General features: G+C 36.6%; 24 protein-coding genes and 1 other annotated feature. Of the genes, 4 read left to right on the forward strand and 20 right to left on the reverse strand.

Translation table 11 applies throughout. The features are described from left to right. From BUB96_RS00725 to BUB96_RS00735, 3 genes are all read left to right on the forward strand, one after another. Positions 1-294 (forward strand): transposase (locus tag BUB96_RS00725; protein ID WP_143274243.1); only part of this gene is annotated, 294 nt, incomplete at its 5' end. A gap of 372 nt (positions 295-666) precedes the next feature. Further along, positions 667-1875 carry an acyl-CoA dehydrogenase FadE gene (fadE, locus tag BUB96_RS00730; RefSeq protein ID WP_073294696.1) on the forward strand — a complete coding sequence of 403 codons (1209 nt, stop codon included), beginning with the start codon at positions 667-669 and terminating at the stop codon, positions 1873-1875. 165 nt (positions 1876-2040) lie between these two features. Then, positions 2041-2961: an MBL fold metallo-hydrolase gene (locus BUB96_RS00735; protein ID WP_073294700.1), complete on the forward strand. Its 921-nt coding sequence runs from the start codon at positions 2041-2043 to the stop codon at positions 2959-2961. A gap of 81 nt (positions 2962-3042) precedes the next feature. Here the strand turns inward: BUB96_RS00735 and BUB96_RS00740 are convergent, their stop codons facing one another. The 4 genes from BUB96_RS00740 to BUB96_RS00755 form a co-directional block, all read right to left on the reverse strand. Beyond that, complete coding sequence (locus BUB96_RS00740; RefSeq protein WP_073294703.1) at positions 3043-3885, reverse strand: MetQ/NlpA family ABC transporter substrate-binding protein; 843 nt, start codon at positions 3883-3885, stop codon at positions 3043-3045. A gap of 31 nt (positions 3886-3916) precedes the next feature. Continuing rightward, positions 3917-4624, reverse strand: coding sequence for a methionine ABC transporter permease (locus BUB96_RS00745; RefSeq protein ID WP_073294706.1), 708 nt, complete (start codon positions 4622-4624; stop codon positions 3917-3919). After that, positions 4608-5648, reverse strand: a complete 1041-nt coding sequence (locus BUB96_RS00750; RefSeq protein WP_073294709.1) for a methionine ABC transporter ATP-binding protein — start codon at positions 5646-5648, stop codon at positions 4608-4610. Before BUB96_RS00750 ends, BUB96_RS00745 begins: the two co-directional genes overlap by 17 nt. Before the next feature lie 68 nt (positions 5649-5716). Further along, positions 5717-5974 (reverse strand) — a binding site (T-box leader). 89 nt (positions 5975-6063) lie between these two features. Next, on the reverse strand, positions 6064-7176 hold the full coding sequence (locus BUB96_RS00755; RefSeq protein ID WP_073294712.1) for an RtcB family protein: 1113 nt from the start codon (positions 7174-7176) through the stop codon (positions 6064-6066). 264 nt (positions 7177-7440) lie between these two features. Here BUB96_RS00755 and BUB96_RS00760 point away from each other — a divergent pair, with 264 nt between their 5' ends. After that, positions 7441-8166 (forward strand): gamma-glutamyl-gamma-aminobutyrate hydrolase family protein, encoded by a 726-nt coding sequence (locus tag BUB96_RS00760; RefSeq protein WP_073294715.1) that lies wholly within the window; start codon positions 7441-7443, stop codon positions 8164-8166. Positions 8167-8251: 85 nt separating this feature from the next. Here BUB96_RS00760 and BUB96_RS00765 read toward each other — a convergent pair whose 3' ends face one another. From BUB96_RS00765 to BUB96_RS00840, 16 genes are all read right to left on the reverse strand, one after another. After that, positions 8252-8623 (reverse strand): glycine cleavage system H family protein, encoded by a 372-nt coding sequence (locus BUB96_RS00765; RefSeq protein ID WP_073294718.1) that lies wholly within the window; start codon positions 8621-8623, stop codon positions 8252-8254. 41 nt (positions 8624-8664) lie between these two features. Beyond that, the gene (locus tag BUB96_RS00770) at positions 8665-9642 is read right to left on the reverse strand and encodes a YihY/virulence factor BrkB family protein (RefSeq protein WP_073294721.1); all 978 of its coding nucleotides are present in this window, start codon (positions 9640-9642) and stop codon (positions 8665-8667) included. 53 nt (positions 9643-9695) lie between these two features. Next, positions 9696-9926, reverse strand: a complete 231-nt coding sequence (locus BUB96_RS00775) for a DUF2969 family protein (RefSeq protein ID WP_073294724.1) — start codon at positions 9924-9926, stop codon at positions 9696-9698. 131 nt (positions 9927-10057) lie between these two features. Continuing rightward, complete coding sequence (locus tag BUB96_RS00780; protein ID WP_073294728.1) at positions 10058-10441, reverse strand: DUF6568 family protein; 384 nt, start codon at positions 10439-10441, stop codon at positions 10058-10060. An 84-nt stretch (positions 10442-10525) separates the two neighbouring features. After that, positions 10526-12079, reverse strand: a complete 1554-nt coding sequence (locus BUB96_RS00785; RefSeq protein ID WP_084136590.1) for an acyl CoA:acetate/3-ketoacid CoA transferase — start codon at positions 12077-12079, stop codon at positions 10526-10528. Between the two features lie 64 nt (positions 12080-12143). Then, positions 12144-13346: an acyl-CoA dehydrogenase FadE gene (fadE, locus tag BUB96_RS10230; protein ID WP_073294731.1), complete on the reverse strand. Its 1203-nt coding sequence runs from the start codon at positions 13344-13346 to the stop codon at positions 12144-12146. A 6-nt stretch (positions 13347-13352) separates the two neighbouring features. Next, positions 13353-14345, reverse strand: a complete 993-nt coding sequence (locus BUB96_RS10235; RefSeq protein WP_234945764.1) for an NAD(P)H-dependent flavin oxidoreductase — start codon at positions 14343-14345, stop codon at positions 13353-13355. Between the two features lie 34 nt (positions 14346-14379). Further along, the gene (locus tag BUB96_RS00800) at positions 14380-15324 is read right to left on the reverse strand and encodes a LysR family transcriptional regulator (protein ID WP_073294734.1); all 945 of its coding nucleotides are present in this window, start codon (positions 15322-15324) and stop codon (positions 14380-14382) included. 57 nt (positions 15325-15381) lie between these two features. Next, positions 15382-16164: an enoyl-CoA hydratase/isomerase family protein gene (locus BUB96_RS00805; RefSeq protein ID WP_073294738.1), complete on the reverse strand. Its 783-nt coding sequence runs from the start codon at positions 16162-16164 to the stop codon at positions 15382-15384. A gap of 78 nt (positions 16165-16242) precedes the next feature. After that, positions 16243-17439 (reverse strand): thiolase family protein, encoded by a 1197-nt coding sequence (locus tag BUB96_RS00810; protein WP_073294741.1) that lies wholly within the window; start codon positions 17437-17439, stop codon positions 16243-16245. A 46-nt stretch (positions 17440-17485) separates the two neighbouring features. Continuing rightward, on the reverse strand, positions 17486-19741 hold the full coding sequence (gene fadB, locus BUB96_RS00815; protein ID WP_073294744.1) for a 3-hydroxyacyl-CoA dehydrogenase/crotonase FadB: 2256 nt from the start codon (positions 19739-19741) through the stop codon (positions 17486-17488). Between the two features lie 110 nt (positions 19742-19851). Continuing rightward, positions 19852-21057 (reverse strand): acyl-CoA dehydrogenase FadE, encoded by a 1206-nt coding sequence (gene fadE / locus BUB96_RS00820; RefSeq protein WP_073294748.1) that lies wholly within the window; start codon positions 21055-21057, stop codon positions 19852-19854. A gap of 120 nt (positions 21058-21177) precedes the next feature. Then, a complete protein-coding gene (gene fadD / locus BUB96_RS00825) occupies positions 21178-22704 on the reverse strand; it encodes a long-chain-fatty-acid--CoA ligase FadD (RefSeq protein ID WP_073294751.1) in 1527 nt (508 codons plus the stop codon). A gap of 687 nt (positions 22705-23391) precedes the next feature. Beyond that, on the reverse strand, positions 23392-24219 hold the full coding sequence (locus BUB96_RS00830; RefSeq protein WP_073294754.1) for an aldo/keto reductase: 828 nt from the start codon (positions 24217-24219) through the stop codon (positions 23392-23394). 30 nt (positions 24220-24249) lie between these two features. Further along, positions 24250-24930, reverse strand: coding sequence for a lysophospholipid acyltransferase family protein (locus BUB96_RS00835; RefSeq protein ID WP_073294759.1), 681 nt, complete (start codon positions 24928-24930; stop codon positions 24250-24252). Positions 24931-24979: 49 nt separating this feature from the next. After that, positions 24980-25687: a glycosyltransferase family 2 protein gene (locus tag BUB96_RS00840; protein WP_073294762.1), complete on the reverse strand. Its 708-nt coding sequence runs from the start codon at positions 25685-25687 to the stop codon at positions 24980-24982. Between the last annotated feature and the right edge of the window lie 151 nt (positions 25688-25838).

Genomic DNA, 25838 nt, shown 5'->3' on the forward strand with positions numbered 1-25838 from the left:
AAGTTCGCTGGTCTATTCTGGCCGCATAAGCAATCCGGAAAAATGAAATCAGACAATACCTATCTCGCCAAAAGGGGTAACCGCTACTTACGTTATTACTTAGTTGAAGCCGCCAACTCCGTAAGACGTTATGAGTCCGATTATCGGGCATACTATCAAAAGAAATACGATGAAACCCCTAAACATAAACACAAACGTGCCATTGTCTTAACCGCAAGAAAACTTGTGCGTCTGGTGGATGTCCTACTACGCAACCACCAACTTTATACGCCACCAAAGGAGCGGATAAAGTAAATAACACGAATGTTATTTGACGACTTCCTTTGAACGTTCCTAAAAAAATTGCTTTTTTAGGGGCTTAGTTCAGTGCGCTCAAAATTCACTTTTCTTGGCAAATATTTATTGTTTTTCCACTTGACTATATACCACTAGACTTATACTACTTTAATTCATTATACAAACCCCCTCTCGTATTCACAAATACTTTACTCTCTTTAAGTCAAGAATTGAAAAAATGACAAACTCCTCACTATATAAGTTGAAGTTATAGAAGCATTAACTTTTATTAAGTAGTATTTATCAAATATACCCTTTACAATATAAATGTAGGAAGCGTTTACAGCTTCGCATTCGTTTAAAATTAATTAAAAATGGAGGAATTGATGCATGAGTCAAAAGAAAGAAGAAATTTTAAGAGAATTATATCCAGAAGATATGTTTGAGTATGGAAAAGGTTTAACAGAAGGAGAAGTTGAAGTCTTACAACATACTCGTCAAATTATTGAAAAAGAAATTCGTCCAGTAATAAATGAACATTGGGAAGCAGCGACTTTCCCATTTGATGAATTTTATAAATTAGCTGATGCTGGTATAATGAATCATCCAAAATTATTTGAAGGAAGAGAAGACGCTAGAAAACCTAGTCAATTATACAACTTCTTTTTATATTACGAACTTGCTCGTTTTGATGCTTCGATTGCTACCTTCTATACGGTTCATGGTGGATTAGGTTACAATACCATTTTAATCGGTGGAGATGAACGTCAAATCAAAGAATTTGCACCAAAAGTGGCTAACTTTGAATGGCAAACCTGTTTTGCTTTAACAGAACCGGATCATGGATCAGATATTGCAGGTGGTTTAGCAACAACCGCTAAACGCGATGGAGATCACTGGATTATCAATGGTGAAAAACGTTGGATTGGCGGAGCAGACACTGCAGATATTGTACCTGTTTTTGCGAGAGACGTTGAAGATGGAAAAATTAAATGTTTTATTATTCGTAAAGGTGCTGAAGGATATGATGCGAAACCAATCCCTCAAAAAGTATCTCTACGTGCCGTTCAAAATGGCCATATCACTATGAAAGATGTCGTTGTTCCAGAAGCAGATCGTTTACAAAATATTAATGGTTTCTCTGATGTTGCAAAAATTTTAGTAAATACTCGTGCAGATGTTGCACATATCGCAACAGGCGTTACAGGCGGAGCATTTGTAGCTGCTCTAGATTATGTGAAAGAACGTGATCAATTCAGCAAGAAATTAGGTCAATTCCAAATCATTCAAGAAAAATTAGCTCGTATGCAAGCCAATACGGTTGCCGCTATTGGTTACTCAGCCCGTCTGGCAGAAATGTTAGAAGAAGGCAATTTCGATATGACGAACTCTTCTCTATCTAAGATGCATAATTCTCTAGTGATGAGAGAAACGGTGGCACTCGCTCGTGAAGTTGTTGGAGGTAATGGCATTACTCTGGCTACAGATGTTGCGCGGTTCTTTGCGGACGCAGAATCGATTTATACTTACGAAGGAACACATGAAGTGAATGCATTAATTGTTGGCCGTGAAATTACAGGTTCCAGTGCTTTTGTTTAATTCATTTATACATCTTAGTTATTTATACGATTTTAATATTGCTTTCTTTACAGACAATGAAAGGCATAGTACTCTATTGTTAAACCTTTTATGCAGCACAGCTTTTTGTATAAAATACTGAGTGACAGTCACGGTTTATTATAAAGATAAAAAAGAGCAGGTAAAATGGTTGATCAATATATTTTTCATAATATGACCTTTTCATGGCTAGATGGTCCCATGCTAAACACAGACGGTGGAACTTTATTTGGACCCGTCCCTCGAGCGTTATGGGGACGATATTATCCATATAACGAGTATAATCAAATGCCGTCAACTGTAGATCCTATTTTAGTTCAATATGAAAACAAGAATTACTTAATTGATGCGAGTTTAGGGGTAGACAAATTAACAGATAAAATGAAAAAAATAGCAGGAATGCAATCAGAAGGTAATATTAAAGGAAGCCTTCAATCTCTAGGACTAACCAGAGAAGATATTGATGTCGTGATGATGACACATATGCATAATGATCATGCGGGCGGCTTAACCTATTTAGATGGTGAAGAAATAAAATCAACTTATCCAAACGCGGTTATCTATGTCAATGAAAAAGAATGGAACGATGTAAGAAAGCCAACAGCTCGAACAAAGAATACTTACTTAAAAGAAAATTGGGAACCGGTTAAAAATCAAGTCCAAACATTTACTAAACGACTGGAAGTGGCTCCAGGAATGACTATGGAACATACGGGCGGACATAGCCGAGGGCATTCTATTATTCGTTTTGAACAAAACGGTGAAACTCTGTTGCATATGGCCGATATTTTACTCTCCTTTGTACATACAAACCCTCTATGGGTTGGTGGTGTAGATGATTATCCGATGGACTCTATTTATGCCAAGGAAAAATTAATGAAGGAAGCTTTGGCAAATAATTATCGTTTTCTTTTTTACCACGACCCTTTTTATCGTGTTGTAGAATACACGGAGGATGGGAGAAATATTCAGTATGCTTTAAAATGTTCAAAGGAATCCCCCATCCCAATGACGGAAAAACAAGATAAAACACATCAAGTTGTGGGCAAATTGGAAACATCCACTTGAGCATTTTAAATGCAAAAACCACGGAAAACCTGTAATCGATAGGTTTCTCCGTGGTTTTTATTTTAACTATATAAAAAATGTTTATTCAGTAACTGGAACCACTGATCCTTTCCAAGTTTCTAAAATGAAATCTTGAGTTTCGTCTGATCGAAGAGCTTCTATTAGATTGGCAATAGCTGGATTGTCGGCATCTTCAGAACGTACGGCAATGATATTTGCATAAGGAGAAGAAGAACTTTCAATCGCCAGGGAGTCTTCTAGTGGATTTAAATCATGATCAACCGCAAAATTTGAGTTAATAAATACCACATCACCTTCGTCATTTTCTAAAAGTGTTGGCATTAAGGCCGGATCATATTCATATTCAAACTGTAAATCAAGGGGATTTTCTGCAATGTCATCGAAAGAGGCGGTGGTTAAATCTACGCCATCAGCTACAGTGATTAAATCTGCTTCTTCTAAAATAGCTAATACACGCCCATAATCCGGCGCATTGCTACTGACAAGAATCTTTGCTCCTTCTTGTAAATCTTCTAAACTTTCATGACGATCAGAATACGCAGCAATTGGCTCTATATGGATGCCTCCTGCATTCACAAAATCATAGTGATTCTCTGCAATAGCGTCTTCAAAGAAAGGACCATGTTGAAAGTAATTAGCATCAATATCGCCTTCTTCAAGGGCAACGTTTGGAATTACATAATCGTTATAGCGTTCAATTTCTAAAGTAATTCCCTCTTCTTCCAATTTAGGAGTTACAAATTCTAAAATTTCTGCATGTGGGACATTTGAGGCACCAATCCGTAGCGTAGTCTCTTCAGAAGTTGCTGCATCCGTTTCTGTTTCTTGGTCATTTCCACAGGCAGCTAGTAAAAAGCCAGCTCCTAATACAACCGTTCCTTTAATCCAATTTTTATAATTCATCATCATTTCCTCCTATACAATTTTCCTTCTATTAAGATCTTTTATCTACATTTTTTACTAGAATATCTCCTGTTATTTGAATAATAAATACTATAATTAAAATGAAGACTGTCGCAACTAATGTAACGGTCGGTTGACTTCTTTGAAAACCTTCCAGATAAGCAAGATTTCCAAGTCCTCCTGCCCCAATCACTCCAGCCATTGCTGTATAACCCACAAGAGAAATCGCTGTGGTCGTTATCCCCGCTACAATCGAAGGCAAGCTTTCAGGAAGCAATACTTTAAAAATAATTTCTAATTTACTGGCTCCCATCGATTCGGCAGCCTCAAGCACTCCTCGATCAATTTCACGAAAACCCGTCTCTACTAATCGTCCAAAGAAAGGAGCAGCTGCTATAATAAGAGCGGGTATCCCGGCGACTGGTCCGGTGATTCGACCCACAATTTCTTTTGTGAACGGAAGAAGCAAAACAATCAAGATAATAAACGGGATGGACCGAAAGACATTCACAAAAAAAGCCACAAGACGATTAATGATTTTCGAAAATAGACTTTTCTGTTCCTGCGTTTCAAACAATAAAAGCCCAATAACAAGGCCTAAGAAAAATACCGCAACCACCGAAGCAAAGGACATAAACACTGTCTCTTTTGTCGCAGCCCACACTCTGAGCCAATTTACTTCAGAAAATTCCGTATATTGTTCGAAAATATTCTGCCCTACATTAACGTTCCAAATCATGTTCAATCACCTCTACTTCTACTTTCATTTGTTTGAATTTTTCAATCGCTTGTTCAATCGCTGTTTTATCTCCCAATAATTGAACATATAAAGAGCCCAACATCACGTCCTGCGTAGTTTGAATATTTCCTTGAATAATATTAATATCAATCTCAAATTCTCGAATAATTTTTGAAAGAATCGGCGACTGCGCATCCCCATTATGAAATTTTAACTGCAACAACTTTCCGTTCGGATATTGCTCAATCAGCTGCTCCAATATTTTATCCGTATTTTCGTTTTTTGGATCCGTATCTTGGCGAATAAAACGCTTCGTAATCGCCTGCTCAGGATGCTTAAAAACCGTGACAACTTCCCCTTCTTCGACAACACGACCATGATCCATTACCGCAACGCGATGGCATATTTTTCGAATCACATTCATCTCATGAGTAATCATTACAATCGTTAGATTGAGTCGACGATTTATATCAAGCAGTAATTCTAAGATGTTATCCGTAGTTTGTGGGTCCAATGAGCTTGTCGCCTCATCGCAAAGGAGAACTTTTGGGTCATTTGCGAGTGCTCTGGCGATTCCTACTCGCTGTTTTTGTCCCCCAGATAACTGAGAAGGATACGCCTCCTCTCTGCCTTCCAAACCTACCAATTGAATTAATTCTTCTGCTTTCTTTAGCCGTTCTTCTTTTGGAACATTCGCAATCTCTAAAGGAAAAAGAACATTTTCTTTTACCGTTCGGCTCCATAATAGATTAAAGTGTTGAAAAATCATCCCAATTTCTTGTCGGGTAGTTCGTAATTCACGATTCGTCAATTTATTTATATTTTGCTTGCCTATAAAAACATCCCCTGAAGAGGGCAACTCCAGACCATTAAGCATTCGAATTAATGTACTTTTTCCTGCTCCCGAATAACCAATGATTCCATAAATTTCTCCTGTTTGGATAGATAAAGAGACATCATCAACGGCTTTAATCGTATCTTCTTTATTTGAAAAGACTTTATTTACATTTTTTAGATTGATCATCCTTTTATTCCTTCCTTTAAACTTAAAAACAAAAAAAGCTTCCGTCCCCGAGATTTCTCTATAAAATCTCAAAGGACGAAAGCCTGTCTTCCGTGTTACCACCTTTATACGTTGCCTCATTACTAAAACAACCTCTACCAGTACGTAAATAATTTATTATTTAGATACCGAGGCACGTTATCGGGTGCTGCCGGGATTAGCTTGCGACAAATCGTTCACCAATCCTTCTCAAAGACCATTTTCCATTCCTTCCCCATAACCTCTCTCACCAAACAAGGCTCTCTGTGTATAGTTTCAAAATGTACTTTTCTTCTCAATGTGTTTAAATGATTTAATTATACGTTAATTTATTTCAATTCCTGTAAGTTGAAAGTATCTTATCAAAGATACAAATAGCTGTCAACTTCTTTTTGCGTTATCCTTTTAAATTGTATAGAGGACGAATATATTCTAAAACTTCAATTGTCGGTTCGGCAAGTTCCAGAATCTTTTTCTGTTCATTGTATGCTGAAGGGGCTTCATCCAAGGTCCTCTTCGAGACAGAGGTTGAATATACATCTTTCATCATTTCTTGATATTTTTGATAAGGAATTCTTTTTCTGGCTTGTGTTCTTGACATGGTTCGACCTGCCCCATGAGGAGCTGAATGATTCCAATCTTCATTTCCTTTTCCTTTGGCAATTACTGAGCCATCTCTAGAGTTAAAAGGAATAACTAGCCTCTCATCTTCCTTGGCTGAAATAGCACCTTTTCGGGCAATCATAGTATCTAAATCTATATAATTATGAACGGAATCAAAGCGGCTTCTTTGTTTTAACTGGTTACTTTCTAAAATCGCATCCGCCATCGCGTTACGATTCTGTAAAGCATATTTTTGAGCTAAACCTAGATCATGTAAATATTCTTCCATTGCTTCGCCTTCTAGATGTCCTTCCCCTTTTCGCTCTGAAGGATTCAAATCATCCGCTAAATCTTGATAGATAGTGGCAACGGTGTGTCCAATATTTCGACTACCGGAATGAATGAGTAAATAAACTTTCCCATCATCTGTAGCTTCTAAACTAATAAAATGGTTTCCGCCTCCTAAAGAACCAATCGAAGTGTAAAAGGCTTCTCTATCTAACTGATCTGAAACAATAAAATCTTCCAATTTTAGATCCGGCGAGTCTTTATAGCGACCATGTCGATTGAAGCCTAAGGGAACTTGCTGTCTCGCATTACGATCAAATTTTTTGAGAAACTTTGGATCTGAAGCTTCTTTTTTATTTAACTCTAATTCGGTTACTGAAACACCACAACCGATATCCACGCCGATAAAAGACGGAACGATTTTATCCTCCACGGTCATTGTTGTACCTACTGTAGAACCTTTTCCATAATGAACATCCGGCATAAAGCGAAATTTACTTTCTTCAAATTCTTCTCGGTTCATCATGTCTTCAATTTGACGGTAAGATGACTCATCAATATCTGGGTTAAAAACTTTGGCTGAGTTATATTCACCACGAATATTTATTGATTTCGACATCTATATTTTTCTCCTCCTTGTTTCTCTATAATTCTTCTCTCATCTCTTATTGTAGCCTATTTGAGTCGACGTTTGAAATATTATCCTTTAAAAGCCTATTATCACTTTGTTTAAATCATCTGAAGTTCTCTATCTATTTCCTAACTCTTCTAGAAAATAGATTAAAGCTTTATTACTTAAAACCGAGTCTAATTTTAGAAAATAGACGATTTTTTCTAAATCATGTACACTATAAAGTAAGTGGAAATAGAAAGGAAGATTTTAATGAAGCCGATTGTTGGAGTTTCTGGATATGTTATGACAAAAGTTTCAAATAATTTATTGAACTTCGATATGAATATTGTCCCAAAAGAACTTACAGATGCATTGAAAAAGGCTGGAGTGACACCGATTGTTTTACCTTTATCGAAAGCTGAAGAGGCAAAAGAGTATATAGATCAAATAGATGCTTTGGTTTTAGCAGGCGGTGAAGATGTAGATCCCCTGCTTTTTTATGAAGAACCTCATCCTAAAATTGGAGAAATTGAACCGGAAAGAGATGACTTTGAACTTGCTTTGATCGAGGAAGCTTGGAAGCAAAAGAAACCTATTTTTGGTATTTGCCGTGGATTGCAGCTGTTAAATGTCGCCTCAAAGGGAACTTTATATCAGGATGTTTCAAGTTATGAGAAATTAGAAGTAAATCATATTCAAAAAACACCTTGGAAACATGCAACACATTCTATTCTGATTGAAGAAAATTCTTGGCTGAGTGAAGCTTTAGGCACAGAACAAGTCGTTAATTCTTATCATCATCAAGCGATTAAAGATATTGGGGATGCTTTCCGTCCAGTTGCTTGGTCAAAAGATGGACTGATAGAAGCGATTGAAAGTATTGACCGGAATCAAAAAGTGATGGCTGTCCAGTGGCATCCGGAACTTTTAGTGAAAACCATTCCTGAAACGATGAAGGTCTTTAAGCAATTTGTAGATTTGATTAATATTAAATAACCGCTAAGGGTCATCAACAAAAAGCTGAGAATCGAATGCTTATGCATCCATTCTCAGCTTCTTTTTTTAATCTGTTTTATCCTTCTTATAGTTTTTCTTCACCAAACCACGGATCATCGCTCAAATCTTCAGAATCATAACCTGCAACATCTGTTAATTCGACAATCCAATTTTCTGCACGATCGGTTGAATTTAATAATTCTGTATCGTCTTCTACTTCTTTATGGACATCTTTAACCGTTCCGGAAAGAGGGGAAACAATTTCTGTCACTGCTTTTGCGCCCTCTACACTTAATAAATTTTCATCTTTTGTTAAGTGACTGTCACGCTCAATGTCAGGAAGTTCTGCATACATAACGTCCCCTACATCATCTTGGCCTTTGACAGATAAACCTAGACAATAAGAATCTTCCAATTTTTCTACCCATAATCCACTTTTCGTATATTTTATTGTCATTCAAATTCTTCCTTTCAGAATAGAATAGAGTGATTCATCCATTAATTAACTTTATAAATTTTTCGCTTTAGAAGAATGGTGTCAGATTCATTTGGATAACCAGGCCACTTTCTTTTGGCTCTTTCTTCTTTTTCATGGACTTGCATTTCATAATCAGGTACCGATATATTATTCTTTAGTTCAAAAATGAGGGTATTGATTAATGCCCCAAATAAAATCACGGTGTTTGCCAAGAATAAAAAGAGCATTAAGACGATAAATCCACCTAATGTTTGATTTGTAATCGCATCCCCACCCATCAATCGACTAATTAAAGTAAAGGTTTGCGAAAGAATCATCAAACCAACAGACGCAAAAACAGCTCCTGGAATAGAATATTTTATTTTTAAATGATGATTCGGTAAGAATTGGTAAATAATGATCGTTACAATAATTAAAATAAGCGGTAATGTAATCCATCGTGCATGTAATAAACCTTGTAGAAAAGGGATTTCAATCTCAAAGTAATCCCGCACAAAATTTAAAATCTGTTCGCCAAAGACAAAGACAACTAATGCACTTCCAACAAGGAGTAAAATAGCAATCATAATGACTAAAGATAAGATCCGGGCAATAATAAAGTTGTTTTTAAGTTTAACGCCATAAACCTCATCTAAAACCCTGCGCAATGTAGAGAAAACATTACTCGCTGACCAAATGGACGCTAACAACCCAATTGAAATCGCTCCACCACTTGCACTTGCTAGATAATCTTTGACAATCGGAACAAGCATCGTCGTCACATCCGGTGGGAATGAGCTTTCAATAAATGAAATGGCTTGATCCGGGCTGAAAGGCAACAAGGGAATAAGATTCGCTAAGACTAATAATAAAGGAATTAAAGATAACAACAAATAATAAGCCATAGCCGCCGCACCTTGCATGACATTGGCTCGCTTCCAATTTTCCATTATAATTTTTGTAGCATGAACGATACTTCCTAATTTGCCGTTAGAAAGAACCTTTTGGTCGTGTTTCATAGAAAATAGCCTCCTTTAACTGTTTCATAAAGAATACTTTCTCACACATAAAATTATTTATGTAAGTTATATTCAGCAATAATTGAACGCACAGCATCTTCGATGGACACGGCGGTTCCTTTACGGCCATTTTCGTAAACGACTTGATAATGGCGATCTTCTTCTCCTCGAAGGACCTCACCAATTTTTTGGTCTTTAGCCAGAACTTCTAGTTCTGTAACCGTATCACTGTCATTTTTTCCAGCAATAATACTGATTTCTTCTTCTTTTTTCTTACGAGCCACTAGACTCCCTACTCTCTATTTATAAATCTATAGTATAACAATACGGCAAAGTTTGATTTGAAGCAAGAAAAAAAGCCCTCTAAAAATTTAATTTTAAAAAGGCTTTTTCTTAATCGAACTAAAATGATGGTTTATTCTGTTGCTTCAACAATTTCTAAAATTTCTTCTGCATCTAATGAACTATCACATTTGACGACCATCCCTGCAGTCTCTGACGAATATAGAAGGCCCGGAACGGTGGGAACATCATATTTTTCACGTAATTCATTCACTTCTTGTTCATACTCTGGATGTTGGGCATGCACATAATGGATCTTTAGGTGATGTTCCTTGGCTAAAGGGCCTAATGTTTTTACAAAACGACGACAATAAGGGCAAGTTTCTCGACCTATATAAACGATATTCCCCTCTTTTGCTTCTAGTAATTCATCTGCTTCTTTAGGTGTCGTTTCTTCAAATGATTTGGCTTCACCTAAATATTGATCAATTTCTATCTCAAGATCTTTATCTTCCATTTGTATAACCTCCTAAATGTATTTCTATTTTTATTATAATACAAGTAGGATTCAGATATAAGTATTTCGTTTCAAATCTATTTTTTAGTCAGTCAACGTCCAATGTTCCTTAAATAAATTCGAATCCATCTCTTTTAATGAATCAGAAATCACTGGTTTAAATTCCATCCATTTTAAAACATCTTCTTCCAAATCTAAACCAGGAGCAATTTCGATTAAACGCATTTGCCCCTTTTCTGTAAAATCAAAAACAGCGCGATCAGTCACCACCAAAATATCTTTGTCTTTCTCCCGAGCATATTTGGCTGAAAAAGTGACATATGGAAGTTTTTCGACAAATTTTGGTTGAACACCCTCTTCTTCAATAACCAAATGCCCATCTTTTATTATTGTTTTTCCTTTCACAACAAAAGTACCTACAAAAATAATCTTTTTAGCTCCATGAGAAATATCTATCATTCCTCCCGGCCCAAAAATATGATCTCCTAATTTTGTTGTATTCATATCACCCGTTGCATTTAATTGTCCAAAACCTAGAACGGCTACATCTAAACCTTCCCCATGGTAAAAATTAAACATATCTTCCGTATGAATGACCGCATCTGCATTATAATTCGGCGCATAATCAATTCCTGTGGCGGGAAGTCCACCAATAGATCCCATATCTGTATTCAAAGAATATTCCTCAATGACTTTGGATTCTGCTAAAATCTCCCCAACATAAGCAGCAATCCCATTCCCTAAATTTACTATTGCACCTTTAGTAAGCTCTTGACTCGCTCTTCTAACAATTGCTTTTTTAGGAGATAAAGGCATATTTAATTGAGTAACTAAAGGAACTCGTATTTCATTAGATAAGGCGGGGTTATAATAAGTACCAGCCGTCTGCATATGGTATTTTTCTTCAGCAACAACGACATAATTGACAAAAGCACCTGGAACAAAGATGTCTTTTGCGGGAAAGATGTGTTCTTCAACCATTTGTTCAACCTGGGCGATGACGACACCTCCTGCATTATGTGCGGCCATAGCTAATGAGAGAGACTCAAGTTTATGCGTTTCATGTTGAATCGATAGGTTTCCCTTTTTATCTGCATAGGTCGCTTTAATAAACGCTACATTTATAGGTAGAGGTTTATAATGTAACCATTTTTCTCCATTTAATTCAATTTCACTTACGATATCTTCAGCTGCTTCGGCTTTTTGGTTCAACTTTCCTCCTTCATTTTTAGGATCAACGAAAGTATCTAGCCCTACTTGACTGAAAACTCCCGGGCCTTTTCCAGCGGCATTACGATATAACTTTCCAATAATTCCTTGAGGGAGTTGAAACATTTCAAATTGATTCACTTGTGCTGCTTGATTCGCTAATGGAGATGTTGCAATATGAGAGGCTACGACTCTTTTTAGAAGTCCAGGTTCAATCAGGTGATCCAAGCCTCTTCCCTCACCTACTCCAATTCCAGCTGTTGTGCTGAATGTAATGTTTTTAGGCTGCTGATGTTTTTTATAATACTCACCTAAACCAGCCAATAATTGTTCAGGCAGCCCGCCAATTCCAAATGAAGTCGTTCCAATCGTTGCTTCGTCTGGAATATGCTGCATGACTTCGATATATGAGCGTTCCTTACTTTTCATTTTGCACCTCTTAACTTTACTTGGTCTTTTAAATCACTTATTCATTATGAATCATTTATAACGTTTAAGCAAATGCTCCTTTACCCGTTAAATGGCGGCCAATAATTAAACTATTGATTTCATGCGTTCCTTCATATGAATAAATGGCCTCGGCATCTCCAAAGAATTTTGCCACTTTATGTTCTACAGTAATTCCATTTCCTCCGCAAATCTCACGACCTAGAGCTGCTGTCTCTCGTAATAAGCGAGCATTTTGCATTTTGGCTACTGAGGCTGGGACTTCTGCAAATTCTCCAGCAGCTTGTAATGTTGCTAAACGGTAAGATAACCCAATCCCAGTAACTGTGTTTGCTTCCATTCGAGCCAGCTTTTCTTGAATTAATTGAAACTTTGTAATTGAACGACCAAATTGTTCTCTTTCTTTTGCATATTCCAAGGCATATTTTAGTGAACCGGCATGTGTTCCAGATGTAATATGCGTCACATCCGCTCGTGTAGTGTATAAAATTCTAGACACATCTTTGAATGATGTAATATTCGGTAAACGATATTCATTTTTTACTTTTACATGATCTAGAGTAATATGTCCGTTTTGGACGAGACGTAACGCAATCTTGCCATCAATCTTTTCTACGCTTAATCCCTCACTATCTCCCGGAACTAAAAAGCATAGAATCTCATTGGTTTCCGGATTTTTCGCAAATATGGGAAGAATATCAGCTGTTGCTGCTCCACCAATCCAACGTTTTTCGCCATTGATTACCCAAGTATCTCCCTTTTTAACAGCAGTCGTGGCTAAACCACCTGCAATATCGGAACCATGATCGGGCTCTGTTAAACCAAAGCATGTTTGCATTTCAAAAGAAGCAAACTTCGGCCCATAATACGCAATTTGTTCGGGCGAACCTCCTTGTAATAATGTCGTATAGCCAAGGCCTGCATGGACCGCAAAAAAGGTCGCTAGTGATGTATCTGTCCGTGCTAGTTCATACAAGCGAAATAGATTGAAATATTCACTTACCTTATGTTCTCCTTCTCTACCTTCAAATAAATCGGGATGATTCATTAAGCCTAAATCTGTGATAGCTTTAAACTCTTCAAAAGGAAAGGTTTCGTTTTTCCAGTGTTCTTCAATCACCGGTTCAAGTTTTGTTTCTAAAATTTCTCGTAATTTAACGAGTAAATCAACTTCTTTTTCTGTTAGCTTTTCACTATATCTTAACAAGTCTTCAGGATAAAGTTCCTGTAGTATTTCTGCTTTATTCATTTGGTCTCATCCTTTTTGCAGGCTTAATTTATTTACAAGCTGGTTCATATATTCATGTGTTTCATAAAAATCACGAACAATCTGTTCAACAAGTTCTCTAGCCGGAGTAATTTCATGAACACGTCCAATTCCTTGCCCCACACTTAATTGGGCTTCATCATACTTGCCTTCTTTCATTTTTTCATAAGAGCGAATCCCTGATATAAGGGGCATTAATTCTTCTAAAGTAGCTCCTTCTGCTTCTTTTGCTAGAATCTTTTGTGCAAATGGATTATTCGCAACCCGCATCGCATTATTTAGTGATTTCATAGTTAGAACCGTTCCATTTTCTGGAACCGTTAATAACGCTTGGCGATAGGCCTCGGAAGCATTCACTTCTGGTGTAGCTAAAAAGCGAGTTCCCATTAATACCCCATCTACCCCTAGAGACATTGCTGAATACATACTTTTTCCATCAACAATTCCTCCACTCGCAATGACTGGAACGTCCAACTCTTCGACAGCTTTTGCCCAAAGAATCTGACCGGCTACTTGATCAGAACCTGGGTGTCCGCCCCCTTCTGTTCCTACCAAGACAATAATATCCGCCCCATCTTTTTGTGCGGCTTTAGCATGTCGAATCGAAGTGACTTTATGCATAATCGGAATACCCGCTTTTTTAATGGGCTCAATAAATTTTGCCGGTCGCTGTCCAGAGGTTTCAATCACAGGAACTTCTTCTTCGATTAACACATCGATATAATCAAAAATAACCTCTGGAACCACTACTTCCGGAACCAAAGAAATATTAAAACCAAATGGCTTATCCGTTAACGCTTTCATTTTTCTGATTTCTTTACGAAGTTCTTCTGTGTTTGGAAAGGCCATTGAAGGAATCAAGCCTAAACCACCAGCATTTGAAACTTCTGAAGCTAGTTCAGCCAAAGACATATATTGCATGGAGCCTTGAATAATTGGATACTCAATACCGAGCATCTCTGTCAGTCGTGTTTTAATCATTTTATTTCTCCTCTATTTTTTAAATTTTAAATTTCTAGAATTCTTCTAAAAAGTCATATCTTAATGTGTGATCATCAAAATGGAAATTCTCTAAAATTGAATTAAACACAAAAGATTCCACTGGAGCGTAAACTTTCTTTTTCGGGCGAGCGAGTACGGGGATATAAGAGATGGGATCTTCAAATCTTTTTTCGACCACTCCAATATGCTCTACTCTTGAAATAAATTGACTGAAATAAATAGTAGGTAAAATTGCCATGTGTCTGTTATCTACAACAGATTCAATCATGTAATCCCAGGAAGCTGAAGTAAAGAGTAAATTATCTTTTGCTTTTTTAGTTTCTAGTTTTTTATTCACTAGGTGATAGACTTTATCTTTCTCATTATAAGTAGCAAAGGGATAGTCATTGAGATCGCTCCATTTAAGCAAACGTTTCTTTGAAAGTGGGTGGTTAGGATCCATAAAAGCAACAATTTCTGTACGCATTAATTGGTACACTTCAAAGTCTTCTGGTTGTAACTCTGCTGGTTCTACTAATATCGCTGCGTGAATGGTTTGATCCATGAGCATTTCTCTTAATTCAAGCGTCCCTGCTTCGACAATTTCTATATAAGCGTCTGGGTTATCTAAGATAAATCGAGGGATAAACTTCGTAAAAAACAAGCGTAAAATTGTTGGATGCATTCCGATTTTAATGGTCCCTTTTTGTTGGGAAGATTCATCTTTTAACGTGTTTTCTAAATTATAATATTTATCTAAGACGAGTAAGGCTGATTGATAAATTTTTTCTCCAGAAGGCGTTAAGGCAACAATTTTTCCTTTCCTTCGAACAAATAAATCGACTTCATATTGATCTTCAAATCCCTTAACAAATTGACTAATAGCGGATTGGGATACATAGAGTTTTTGGGAAGCAACCGTAATATTATAGTTGGATTGTACAATTTCTACTAGGTATTTCATTTGTGTAATGTTCATTTTTTTATGCCTCCAAGCAAAATAGTTGTATCTCTATTTTAGCATAATTATGGAGAATTATTTTTTAAAGTCCGGTTTTCTCTTACTTAAAAAGGCGGCTACTGCTTCTTTATGTTCTTTACTTTTTGAACTTTTATGCATATATTCTGCTTCTTTTTGATTGAATGCTTCGATTTCAGGATAAAACATTTCTGCCATTAAAGCTTTTTGATAACCTATGGCTTCCGTTGGTGCTTGAACAAGCTTTGTAGCTAGTTGATTTGCCGCTTCCTCAAGGTCTTCATCGAGAACCACGTCATAAGCTATTCCGTACTCTTGTGCAAGAGTTGCCGTAATGGGTTCATTTAACATCACGTGTTTTTTTGTTTGAAAGGTACCAATTGCTTGGTGAAGGGTATAAATTAAAGCCGTATCTCCTGGAAAAGCCATATTAATAAAAGCAGGAATAAGTTGGCTATTTTCTCCCATCAAAATAAAGTCGCAAGCCATGGCTAACCCTAAGCCGGCTCCTGCAGCCACACCGTTAATAGCTGCAATTACGGGTTTTGAATTTTTCTTAATACTTTTAACCATTTGTCCGGTTAAGAGTACATTTTCTTCACTAATATTTTCTTCATTATCAATCATCTTTTGGAAGAAACGGATATCTCCCCCCGAACAAAAATATTTCCCTGTTCCCGTTAAGATAGCGACATCAATTTGTTCATTTTCATTTATTTTATGCATCACATCAATTATCTCTTCATACGTTTCTTCTGAAAAAGCATTTCCATATTCAGGACGGTTAATTGTAACGATCGCTATATGATTTTTTTGTGTATATAATATTGTTTGATACATTTTATTCTCCTTCAATTGATAAAAAACAAAGGCTATTTCATCCTTCTCCAATGAAATAGCCCATCGTTTATTTATTCTTTATGATTCATTGTGAAGATATTCAAATATTCCTGCTGCTCCCATACCTACACCAATACACATTGAAACGAGTCCATATTTTGAATCTGGTCGTCTCGACATTTCATTGAGTAGACGAGCTGTTAAGATAGCTCCAGTTGCGCCCAGCGGATGACCTAAAGAAATCGCTCCACCATTCACATTCGTAATATCTGTATCAATATTCAATTCACGAACAGAAGCTAAAGCTTGTGCAGCAAACGCTTCGTTTAGTTCGATTAAATCCATATCTTTTAGTTCTAAATCAGCTAACTTCAATACTTCAGGAATCGCATAAGCTGGACCAATTCCCATTAGCTTAGGATCTACCCCCACTGCCTTAAATCCGACAAAGCGTGCGATGGGTTTAATGCCAAGCTCTTTTACTTTGTCACCAGACATTAAAATGACAAATCCTGCTCCATCACTAATTTGTGAAGAAGAAGCGGCCGTTACTGTCCCATCCGCTTTAAAAATAGTAGGAAGTTTCGCTAAGGTTTCCATCGACGATTCCGGACGTATTCCTTCATCTTGATCAAACATTTCTTTCGTTATTTTGGGTCCATTCTCTGTATAAGTGACTTTATTAATCTCAACTGGGATAATTTCATCTTTTAAGCGGCCTTCGTCTTGGGCAGCTTGCGCTCTTTGATGACTTTGTACTGCAAAAGCATCTTGATCTTCACGAGAGACCTTGTACTTCTCTGCCACATTTTCTGCCGTTAGTCCCATAGGTTGTGAGACACCTACATCTTCTTTTTGAAGTGTGGGATTATTTGTCGGTTCATTCCCACCCATTGGAACGGCACTCATAAATTCAACGCCACCTGCCGCTACAACTTCCGCTTGTCCAGCCATAATTGAGTTGGCAGCAAGCGCTATCGTCTGTAAGCCTGAGGAACAATAACGGTTAACCGTTTGTCCAGGGACAGTATGTGGAAGACCAGCTAATAAAGCAATCGTTCGTGCAATATTTTGCCCTTGCTCTCCTTCTGGAAAGGAGTTCCCCACAATCACATCCTCAATGGAAGCTGGATCAAAATCACCTTCTACTCGATCAATAACACCTTTTAATACTTGTCCAGCAACATCATCAGCTCTTGTATGAGCATAAGCGCCTTTAGGATTTCCTTTTCCCGTTGCTGCACGTCCATAAGCAATTATATAAGCATCTTGCATATCTATTCATTCCCCTTTTATTTTCTGAATCGTGACTGTTTTATAATTAGTTTCGTAGTGGTTTTTTCTTCGTTAGCATATGAGAAATTCGTTCATAAGTCTTTTGATTTTTACTCAAACGAATAAAGTTTTCTTTTTCTAAATGCTGAATCCAGTCTTGATTGACAGAGGTTCGTTTAGGAACTAGTCCACCCGCTAATATTTCCGCAACCGCTAAGCCAATTTCCATATCATAATCACTAATAAAGTGACCAAGTCTCATGGCCTCTAATTGACCTTCCACTAATGCTTTAAAATCTTCACCTAAAGCTTCAAACGTTACTTTCGGTCTTGGAATATAATTTGTTCGGGATAAAAAGTCCGCTTTTTCTAAAGCAACTTCTACTCGTTTATCGCCATTTGCAATAATGGTATCGGATTCTTTTAAATATAAGTGTCTTTGAGCTTCATAAGCATTCATCGCAACTTCAGCTGAGGCCACTCGGGTAACCACTTCACTCATCGTTTTAATTTTATTGGCTTTTTGATCTGGTCCTGTTGATACACGCTCAGCAAGTTCAGCTAACCCTCCACCACCAGGTACCAATCCAACACCGACTTCCACTAATCCAATATAACTTTCTGCAGCTGCTACGACAGCAGGGGAAGCTAATAAGATCTCTGCTCCTCCACCTAAAGCACGTCCTTGTGTTGCAGTAACAATAGGTTTGGTTGTATAACGAATTCGATTCACTGCTTCGTGCAATTCAGAAATCGTTGCTTCCACAAGCTCATCTACTTTATCTTGTTCGATTGCCATCTTCATCATGTAAAGATTGGCCCCCACACTGAAGTTTGGCCCTGGTGAGTATATAACCATACTGGTATATTCTTTATTTTCTAACTCATCCACTGCATCAATGATGTCTTGTGACAAGCCATCTGTAATGGTGTTATTTGGTGTTTGGAATTTAAATAGCAATTGATTATTTTTTGTTTTACTTAATCTTGAATCTTCTCGGTTCCAAATATCTTCTGCTATAAATTCTTGAATAGGGGTCGTTTTTTCTAAAATTTCACCTTTTTCATAAAATGGTTCTTCACGATTAGCTACCCAATCTGGCAAGTCGCCTAATTCCTCTTGGATACGCTCTTTTACTCGTTCATAACCCATTAAGTCCCATAATTGGAATGGACCTTTTTTCCAATTAAAGCCCCAAACCATTGCACGGTCAATCTCTTTATAATCATCGGTTGCTTTCGGAACATTATGTGCAGCATAATAAAAAGTGCTACGCAATGTTTCCCAAAGAAGCTTTCCAGCTCCCTCTTCCGCATTAAATATGATGTCCATATTTTCTTTAAGATCTCTACCGAATTTTTCTAAGATTTCTAATTCTGGTTTAGAAATTTCAGTATATTCCATAGTTTCTGGGTTGATTACAAGTTTCTTTTTATTTTCTTTCTTATAGAAGCCATGCTTTGTTTTATTTCCTAAAGCACCTTCTTTATATAATTGACCAATTAACTCTGCTTGGTTGAAGAAAGGTTGTTCAGATGGATCACGCATTAACCCACCGACTACAAACATTGCAACATCAAGTCCTACTAAGTCGGCTAGCGCATAAGTACCCATTGGACGACCGATGACTTTACCAGTTAGTGCATCAATTTCAGCAATTGAGTAACCCTCTTTTTCACCGCGGAACATAATATCAGACATAGCATGCGTTCCTGTACGGTTCGCTACAAAAGCTGGTACATCTTTCGCATGAATGACACCTTTTCCTAATGTATCTTCAGTGAATTTAGTTACCTGCTCGATCACTTCTTCGCTCGTTTCAGTATTTGGTATTACTTCAACTAATTTCATAAAGCGTGGTGGGTTAAAGAAGTGTAAACCTACAAAACGCTGTTTATCTTCTTCAGAAAACACTTTCGCAATGACATTAATTGGAATACCTGAAGTGTTAGTAGCTAAAATTGCATTCTCTTTTGCAACTTTTGCAACGGTACTCCAAACTTCATGCTTGATTTCAACATCTTCTTTTACGGCTTCAATGAAAATATCTGAATCCGATTTTTCACTTAATTGCTCCGTATAATTTCCATAAGTTAAGTTTGCCGCATGATCTGAATTAAACAGCATACTTTTCTTTGGGTTCGTTATGCGATCATACCCTGCTTTGGATAATTTATTTGGATTTTCTTGATCAATCACTACATCTAATAATTCGACTTTGAGTCCTGCATTGACTAATAGTGCAGCGATTTGACTTCCCATTACGCCTGCACCTAAAACTGTTGCTTTTCTAATTATCATTCTGATTCCTCCAGAATTTTTTATTTCTTTTCATCTATTGTTTTTGTATGGTTACAGGCGAATCATCATGGCATTAATGATTCGCCAGCAAATTAATCCTTTTTATTCAATTAATTGAATGCTGCTTTTCCAGTTAGCGCACGTCCAATTACTAATGCATTTATTTCATGCGTTCCTTCATAAGTAAAGATAGCTTCCGCATCTGAGAAGAAACGAGCGATATCATAATCTACTACAATCCCATTACCTCCACAAACTCCTCGTCCCATGGCTACAGTTTCTCGTAAACGAAGGGCATTAGACATTTTACCAATCGACGTTACAATCTCATTGTAATCGCCATTCTCTTGCAGTTTTGCGATTTGTGCAGATAAGGCCATCGCATTTGTTAAATTGGCTTGCATCATAGAAAGTTTTTCTTGAACGAGTTGGTAGTTAGCAATGGTTTTTCCAAATTGTTCTCTTTCATTGACATATTTTAAGGTCGCTTGTAAAGCACCCGCCATAGCTCCGGTGGCCATAAAGGCTACGCCTGCTCGCGTTGAATAAAGTACTTTCGCGATATCTCTAAAGCTATTAATGTTTTGCAGACGATTTTCTTCTTTTACTTCTACATCTTTTAAGTGGATGTTACAGTTTGGTACAATTCGAAGAGCGATTTTGTTGTCGATGACATCAATGTCTACCCCTGCTTGTTCTCTTTCAACAATAAATGCTTTTGGTTTATTGGTTTCTACATCTCGTGCAAATATTGGAATGACATCTGCTACATTCGCGCCACCAATCCAACGTTTTTCACCATTTAAGATCCATTTATCTCCTTCACGTCTAGCTTCTGTTTCTAAGCCCCACGCTACGTCAGATCCATGGTCTGGTTCGGTTAATGCAAAGCAAGTACGTAATTCGTGTGACGCTAATTTCGGTATATATTTAGCTTTTTGTTCATCACTTCCACCAAATAGGAAAGTATTAAAGCCTAATCCTGAATGAACCCCTAATAAAGTATTTAGTGACACATCGAAACGTGCTAAGGTATACGCAAAGAAGAATTGGAATAATTGACTTGTTTGTTTGCTATCTTCTCTACCTTCAAATAATAATGGATTGGTGTAATAACCTAATTTCCCCATGTCTTCGAAGAATCCTTCAGGTACTGTCGCATTTGACCAGTGTTTATTTAAATCTTTACGGTATTTTGTTTCTAGTAACTCAACCATTTGACTTAAAAATTTAACTTCTCCATCGGTAAGTCCTTCACTAATCTTTAAAACATCTTCTGGGTATAATTTCTCAAGTATTTCTTTTCTGTTTTCCATGTTTAAACCTCCATTTAATTCGTGTTTGTGACCGCTTACAAATATAGCATAAGCGAAGTTTTTCTATTTGACCAATAACGGTTCCTTATGTTCATCATTATGTGAGTTAATTCTATTGGTTTAAATCGTTTCTTCTTTTACTTCAGCGGCTTTTTTATTCATCATCCGTTGAATTTCTAATTGATCTGGTTTCCCTACTGAATTAACAGGTATTTCTTCTAACACTAAATATAATTTAGGTGTTTTATAGCCCGCTAAATTTTTCACCATATATTCGTCAAGGACCTCTTCATAATTTTCAATTCCTTGAGCTTGTTCATTTAAGACGATGGCTGCCGAGACAGATTCGCCAAATCTAGGGTTATCATAACCAACAATTACACCAGAATGAACGAGTGGATGTTTATTTAAAATAGCTTCTACTTCAGAAGGCAATACATTCTCTCCACCTGTAATAATTAACTCTTTTAGTCGATTGACAATGGTTAATTCTCCTGCTTCGTTTTCAATAGCCATATCGCCTGTTCTGAAATAACCATCATAAAATACTTCATCATCTTCTTCGGGTAAATTCCAATAACCAGGTGTGACATTGAGCCCTCTGATTAGCAGTTCTCCCATTTCACCTATTGGTACTTCATTCATTTCTTCATCCACAATTTTATGTGCTAAGTTAAGAACTGGTCGTCCAATCGAGCTTGGGTTTCTCTTCGCTAATTCATTGTTGTTGTATGTTACTAGTGGGGCTTCCGTTAGACCATAAGCATTTACAAGTACTTTACCCATCTTTAGAAAAGCTTCTTGTACAGCTGGCAGAGGGGCAGAACCACCGGATACAAATTTTTCCACACTTGCGATCATTTCAGGTGAAAATTCTGGGTCTGCAATAATACCGTAATACATCGTTGGAATCATGACGAGGATGTTTGGTTTATATTTAGAAATCCAATCGTTAATGGTTTCAGGATTAAAGTATCTTTCTAGAACCGTTTGTCCTCCCACCATTAACATCGGCAAGACAATATCCACAAAGCCTACAACATGAAACATCGGAGCACTTGCAATTGTTACGTATTCATCATGCATATTCCAAGACAATACTTCGTTGAAAATATTATTTGTGTAAGATTGATGGGTATGAATAACCCCTTTGGGTGTTCCAGTTGTACCACTTGTATAAATTAACATCGCAATATCTTCTGGTTCGATATCTATACTTTCAAAAGGTTCATGGTGATTAGGATCAACAATTTCGTGATATTCTGCTTCATCAATATTATATTTGATATATTCTTTGGGAATATGATCTAAGCGGTCTAAATGATTGGTCCCGTATACAATATATTCCATTCCTGAGTCTTCCACGACTTTTTTTATTTCTCTTGGCTTCAAACGCCAATTCATCGGTACAAAAATTGCACCTATTTTGATTGCCGCAAATAAATGATCCAGAACTCCTACATCATTTGGCGCAAAGACACCAATGCGGTCTCCTTTTTTTACCCCTTGTTCAACTAAATGGTGCGCAAGGTTTTCTGCCCGAATATTTAAATCTTCGTATGTCCATTCTGTTTTTTTCAATGGATCTATAATCGCTACTTTGTCTGCATGAGAGACGGCTCTACTCTTAATCCAATCAAAATTCATTTCTTTGTCTCCTCCAATATTTTATTGTAAGCGTTATCATTTATTTCGACTTAAGTATAGCTAGTCAATAAATTTTTGTCTAATAAGTATTTGTTGATGCTCACATTAGAAGAACTTATCTTATTTTTTTAAACAAATTAGCGAATTTTTAAAAATAAAAAATGCCTACAGATCAAAATAGATCCATAGACACTAAAATTAGAACTATTCATTTTTCTTAATCGTATTGTCTGGCCCGTTTCATAAATAAACGAAGGAAGCGATACAAAGTGAGTACCAGTGCAATAATCGACATTATCATTTGGAAAGTATTAAGTTTACTTTTATTTTTCTTATTTCTCATTTTCACGTAGTTTCCATAGCTCAAATAGGAAAACTACTCCCTCCTTTAAATGACTTTTATTTATTTTATCATAAAGCCAAGCTTTTTGTTCTGCGACAGCTTTTATTAACTGTACTATTTTCATTTACGGGACATTTTCTGGAAAAATGTCTCGTATTTATTTTTTATTGGATATTTTCTGGAAAAATGTCTCGTATTTCTACTTTCTTGGTGTTTTTAACAAAAAGAAAGCTGTGTTCTTGAAATTTTTCTAGTTTTAACTTGGGATTTGAGTCGTGTTTATGAAAAAAAGGTGCGGATGAATCTGAGGAGATTCAACCACACCATGATTTTCGTTTTTTTGATTAGTCAATCACTAAACGGTTTAAGTAATCCATGTCTGCTACGGAAAGCTCAAAATCAATCTCAGCATTTTGAGCAATATATTCTTCGTGAACGGATTTTGGCAAGACAACGAGCCCTTTTTGGAAGGCATAACGAATAGAAACTTGTGCAGTCGTTTTACCATATTTGTCTGCAATTTTTTTAATGTTTTCGTTGTTTAATAATTTTCCTGTACCAATTGGTGAGTAGGCTTCAACGACCATGTCGTTTTCTTGACAGAATTGAACTAATTCTTCATCTCTGTGACCGATGTGGTATTTTATTTGATTTAACATTGGTTTTACTTTTGAATGTTCTAGTAAGTTCTTTAAATCATCAATCTCAAAATTGGAGACACCAATGGCTTTAATTTTGCCTTCTTCATACAGCTCTTCCATTGCTTTCCAAGCTTCTTGATTTTCTTCGTAATAGTAGTTATCAATGGAATCTACGCGCATTTCATTCCAAGGTCTTGGCGCATGGATGATTACTAAATCAATATAAGGGGTGTCGAGGGCTTTCAAGGAATCTTCAATATCTTTTTTTGCTTCGTCGTATGATTTTGCTTCTCCTCTAACCTTTGTGGTCAAGAAATAATCTTCACGAGCTAGACCGGAAGCTTTCATTCCTCGGCCAACACCTTCTTCATTTCCGTAAGAACGAGCGGTATCGATATGAATATAATCATTTTTTAAAGCATATTCAACCATTTTTTCTGCTTCTTCTGGCGACATTTGCCAAGTTCCGAGACCTATTAATGGAATCTCGTTACCATTTGCTAAAGGTAGTGTTTCTTTCAATATTGACATATGTTATTTCTCTCCTTTTAATAATATTTTCTAAATTTTTGATAACCAATTTAATTCTTCCTGTATCTTTTGAGCAACTTCTTTTCGTTCTTCAATAAATTTCTTATCCCCTGTAAATCGTATAGGCTTCCCGCTATGTACTTCTCTTTTTTCCTTATTTGAATAAACAGGAACAAAAGCAAGATGTTTTTTCGTTTCCCGATAATAATATTTTTCTAGATGTAAAAAACCTTCATAAATATCTGAAACTTCAGTTGAATCATCTGAATAATCAATATCTGGAAATATAAGAATATCTTCATTATTTAATAAAGCATCTACACTTATTTTAAAAGTATCCATTATTTTACGAGAACCTCTATACACTGGAATCGCACGAGCAGATTTCATCATCCATGGAACGATGTATGAAAGTGGCCAAGCCACAATTTTTGCAATTGGTGAAGGCCAGTTATAACGCTTCGTAAAGGTATAATTTATATAATGTTCATAGCAGTCTTTTTGTGAAGTAAAGGCACTTAGAACCCACGTCCGAAAATAATATTTGATCCACACTAAAATACTCACAGGTCCTATCATATTTTGATGATGTGCGATATAAACCGCTGGCTCATTGGTGATGAGGATATCTTTGAATCGAAAGCGCGGCAATATGACACGAGCAAGTGCTCGAGCAATTTCAAAAAATAGTCCGTATCTCCTCTTTTTCATTAATCCTGCTCCTTCATCAAGTTTATATCATTTCTAAACTTTTTTGAAGTTATTGACTTTCTGTTTGTTTAAAATATTGACTAAATATGGCTCTTGCAATTAATTTAGTATCTTTAAATGTTTCAAAATGCGAAGTATGTACTTTTTTATAAAGTGTCGCGATATCGACGCTAATGATTCTTTTGTTTTTTGAAACCATATGAATCAACATAATCATCTCGTAATCAAAGTTATCCCCACTTAGCTGAGTAACCCAACCTAATTCTGGGGTAGTGATGCCTCGCAGGCCTGTCTGCGTGTCACGGATAAACTGACCAAAGAAAATTTTAAATACAAGACTTGTCAACCGATTTCCAATCCAGCTTCGTAAAGGCATACGTTTGATATTAAATGCACGTGAACCTAAAATAAAACCCTCTTCAATCGTATCCAATCTCTTCCCTACTTGTAAAACATCCTCTGTGGAGTGTTGTCCATCAGCATCCGCGGTCACCACGCCATTTAAATACGAAAACTGATTTAAAAAACAAGTAAAGCCAGCTTTTAAGGCAGCACCTTTTCCCCTATTTGTTGAATGCGTAATAAGAGTACATTCTTTAAAGGTTTCAATCTGCGAGAAAACATCTCTATATGGTTCTCCACTTCCATCATCCACAACAATTATTTGTGGAACGCCATTTTGAATCAGATTATGAATATACTCCGGCAAACTTCTCATCGGACGATACGCCGGAATAATCACCGCAAATTTTTTCATATTATGGTCTCCTACTACATATTATATGACGATAAATAATGCACACAGATTTTTTAATTCATTCCGTTGCATTGTTTCATCTAAATGAACACTCTTTGTCATCATACCATTTTATTTTCTTTTAGAACATGATTTTCCCTTATACATGAAA

The organism is Atopostipes suicloacalis DSM 15692, from assembly GCF_900129085.1.
GTDB classification, from domain to species: domain Bacteria; phylum Bacillota; class Bacilli; order Lactobacillales; family Carnobacteriaceae_A; genus Atopostipes; species Atopostipes suicloacalis.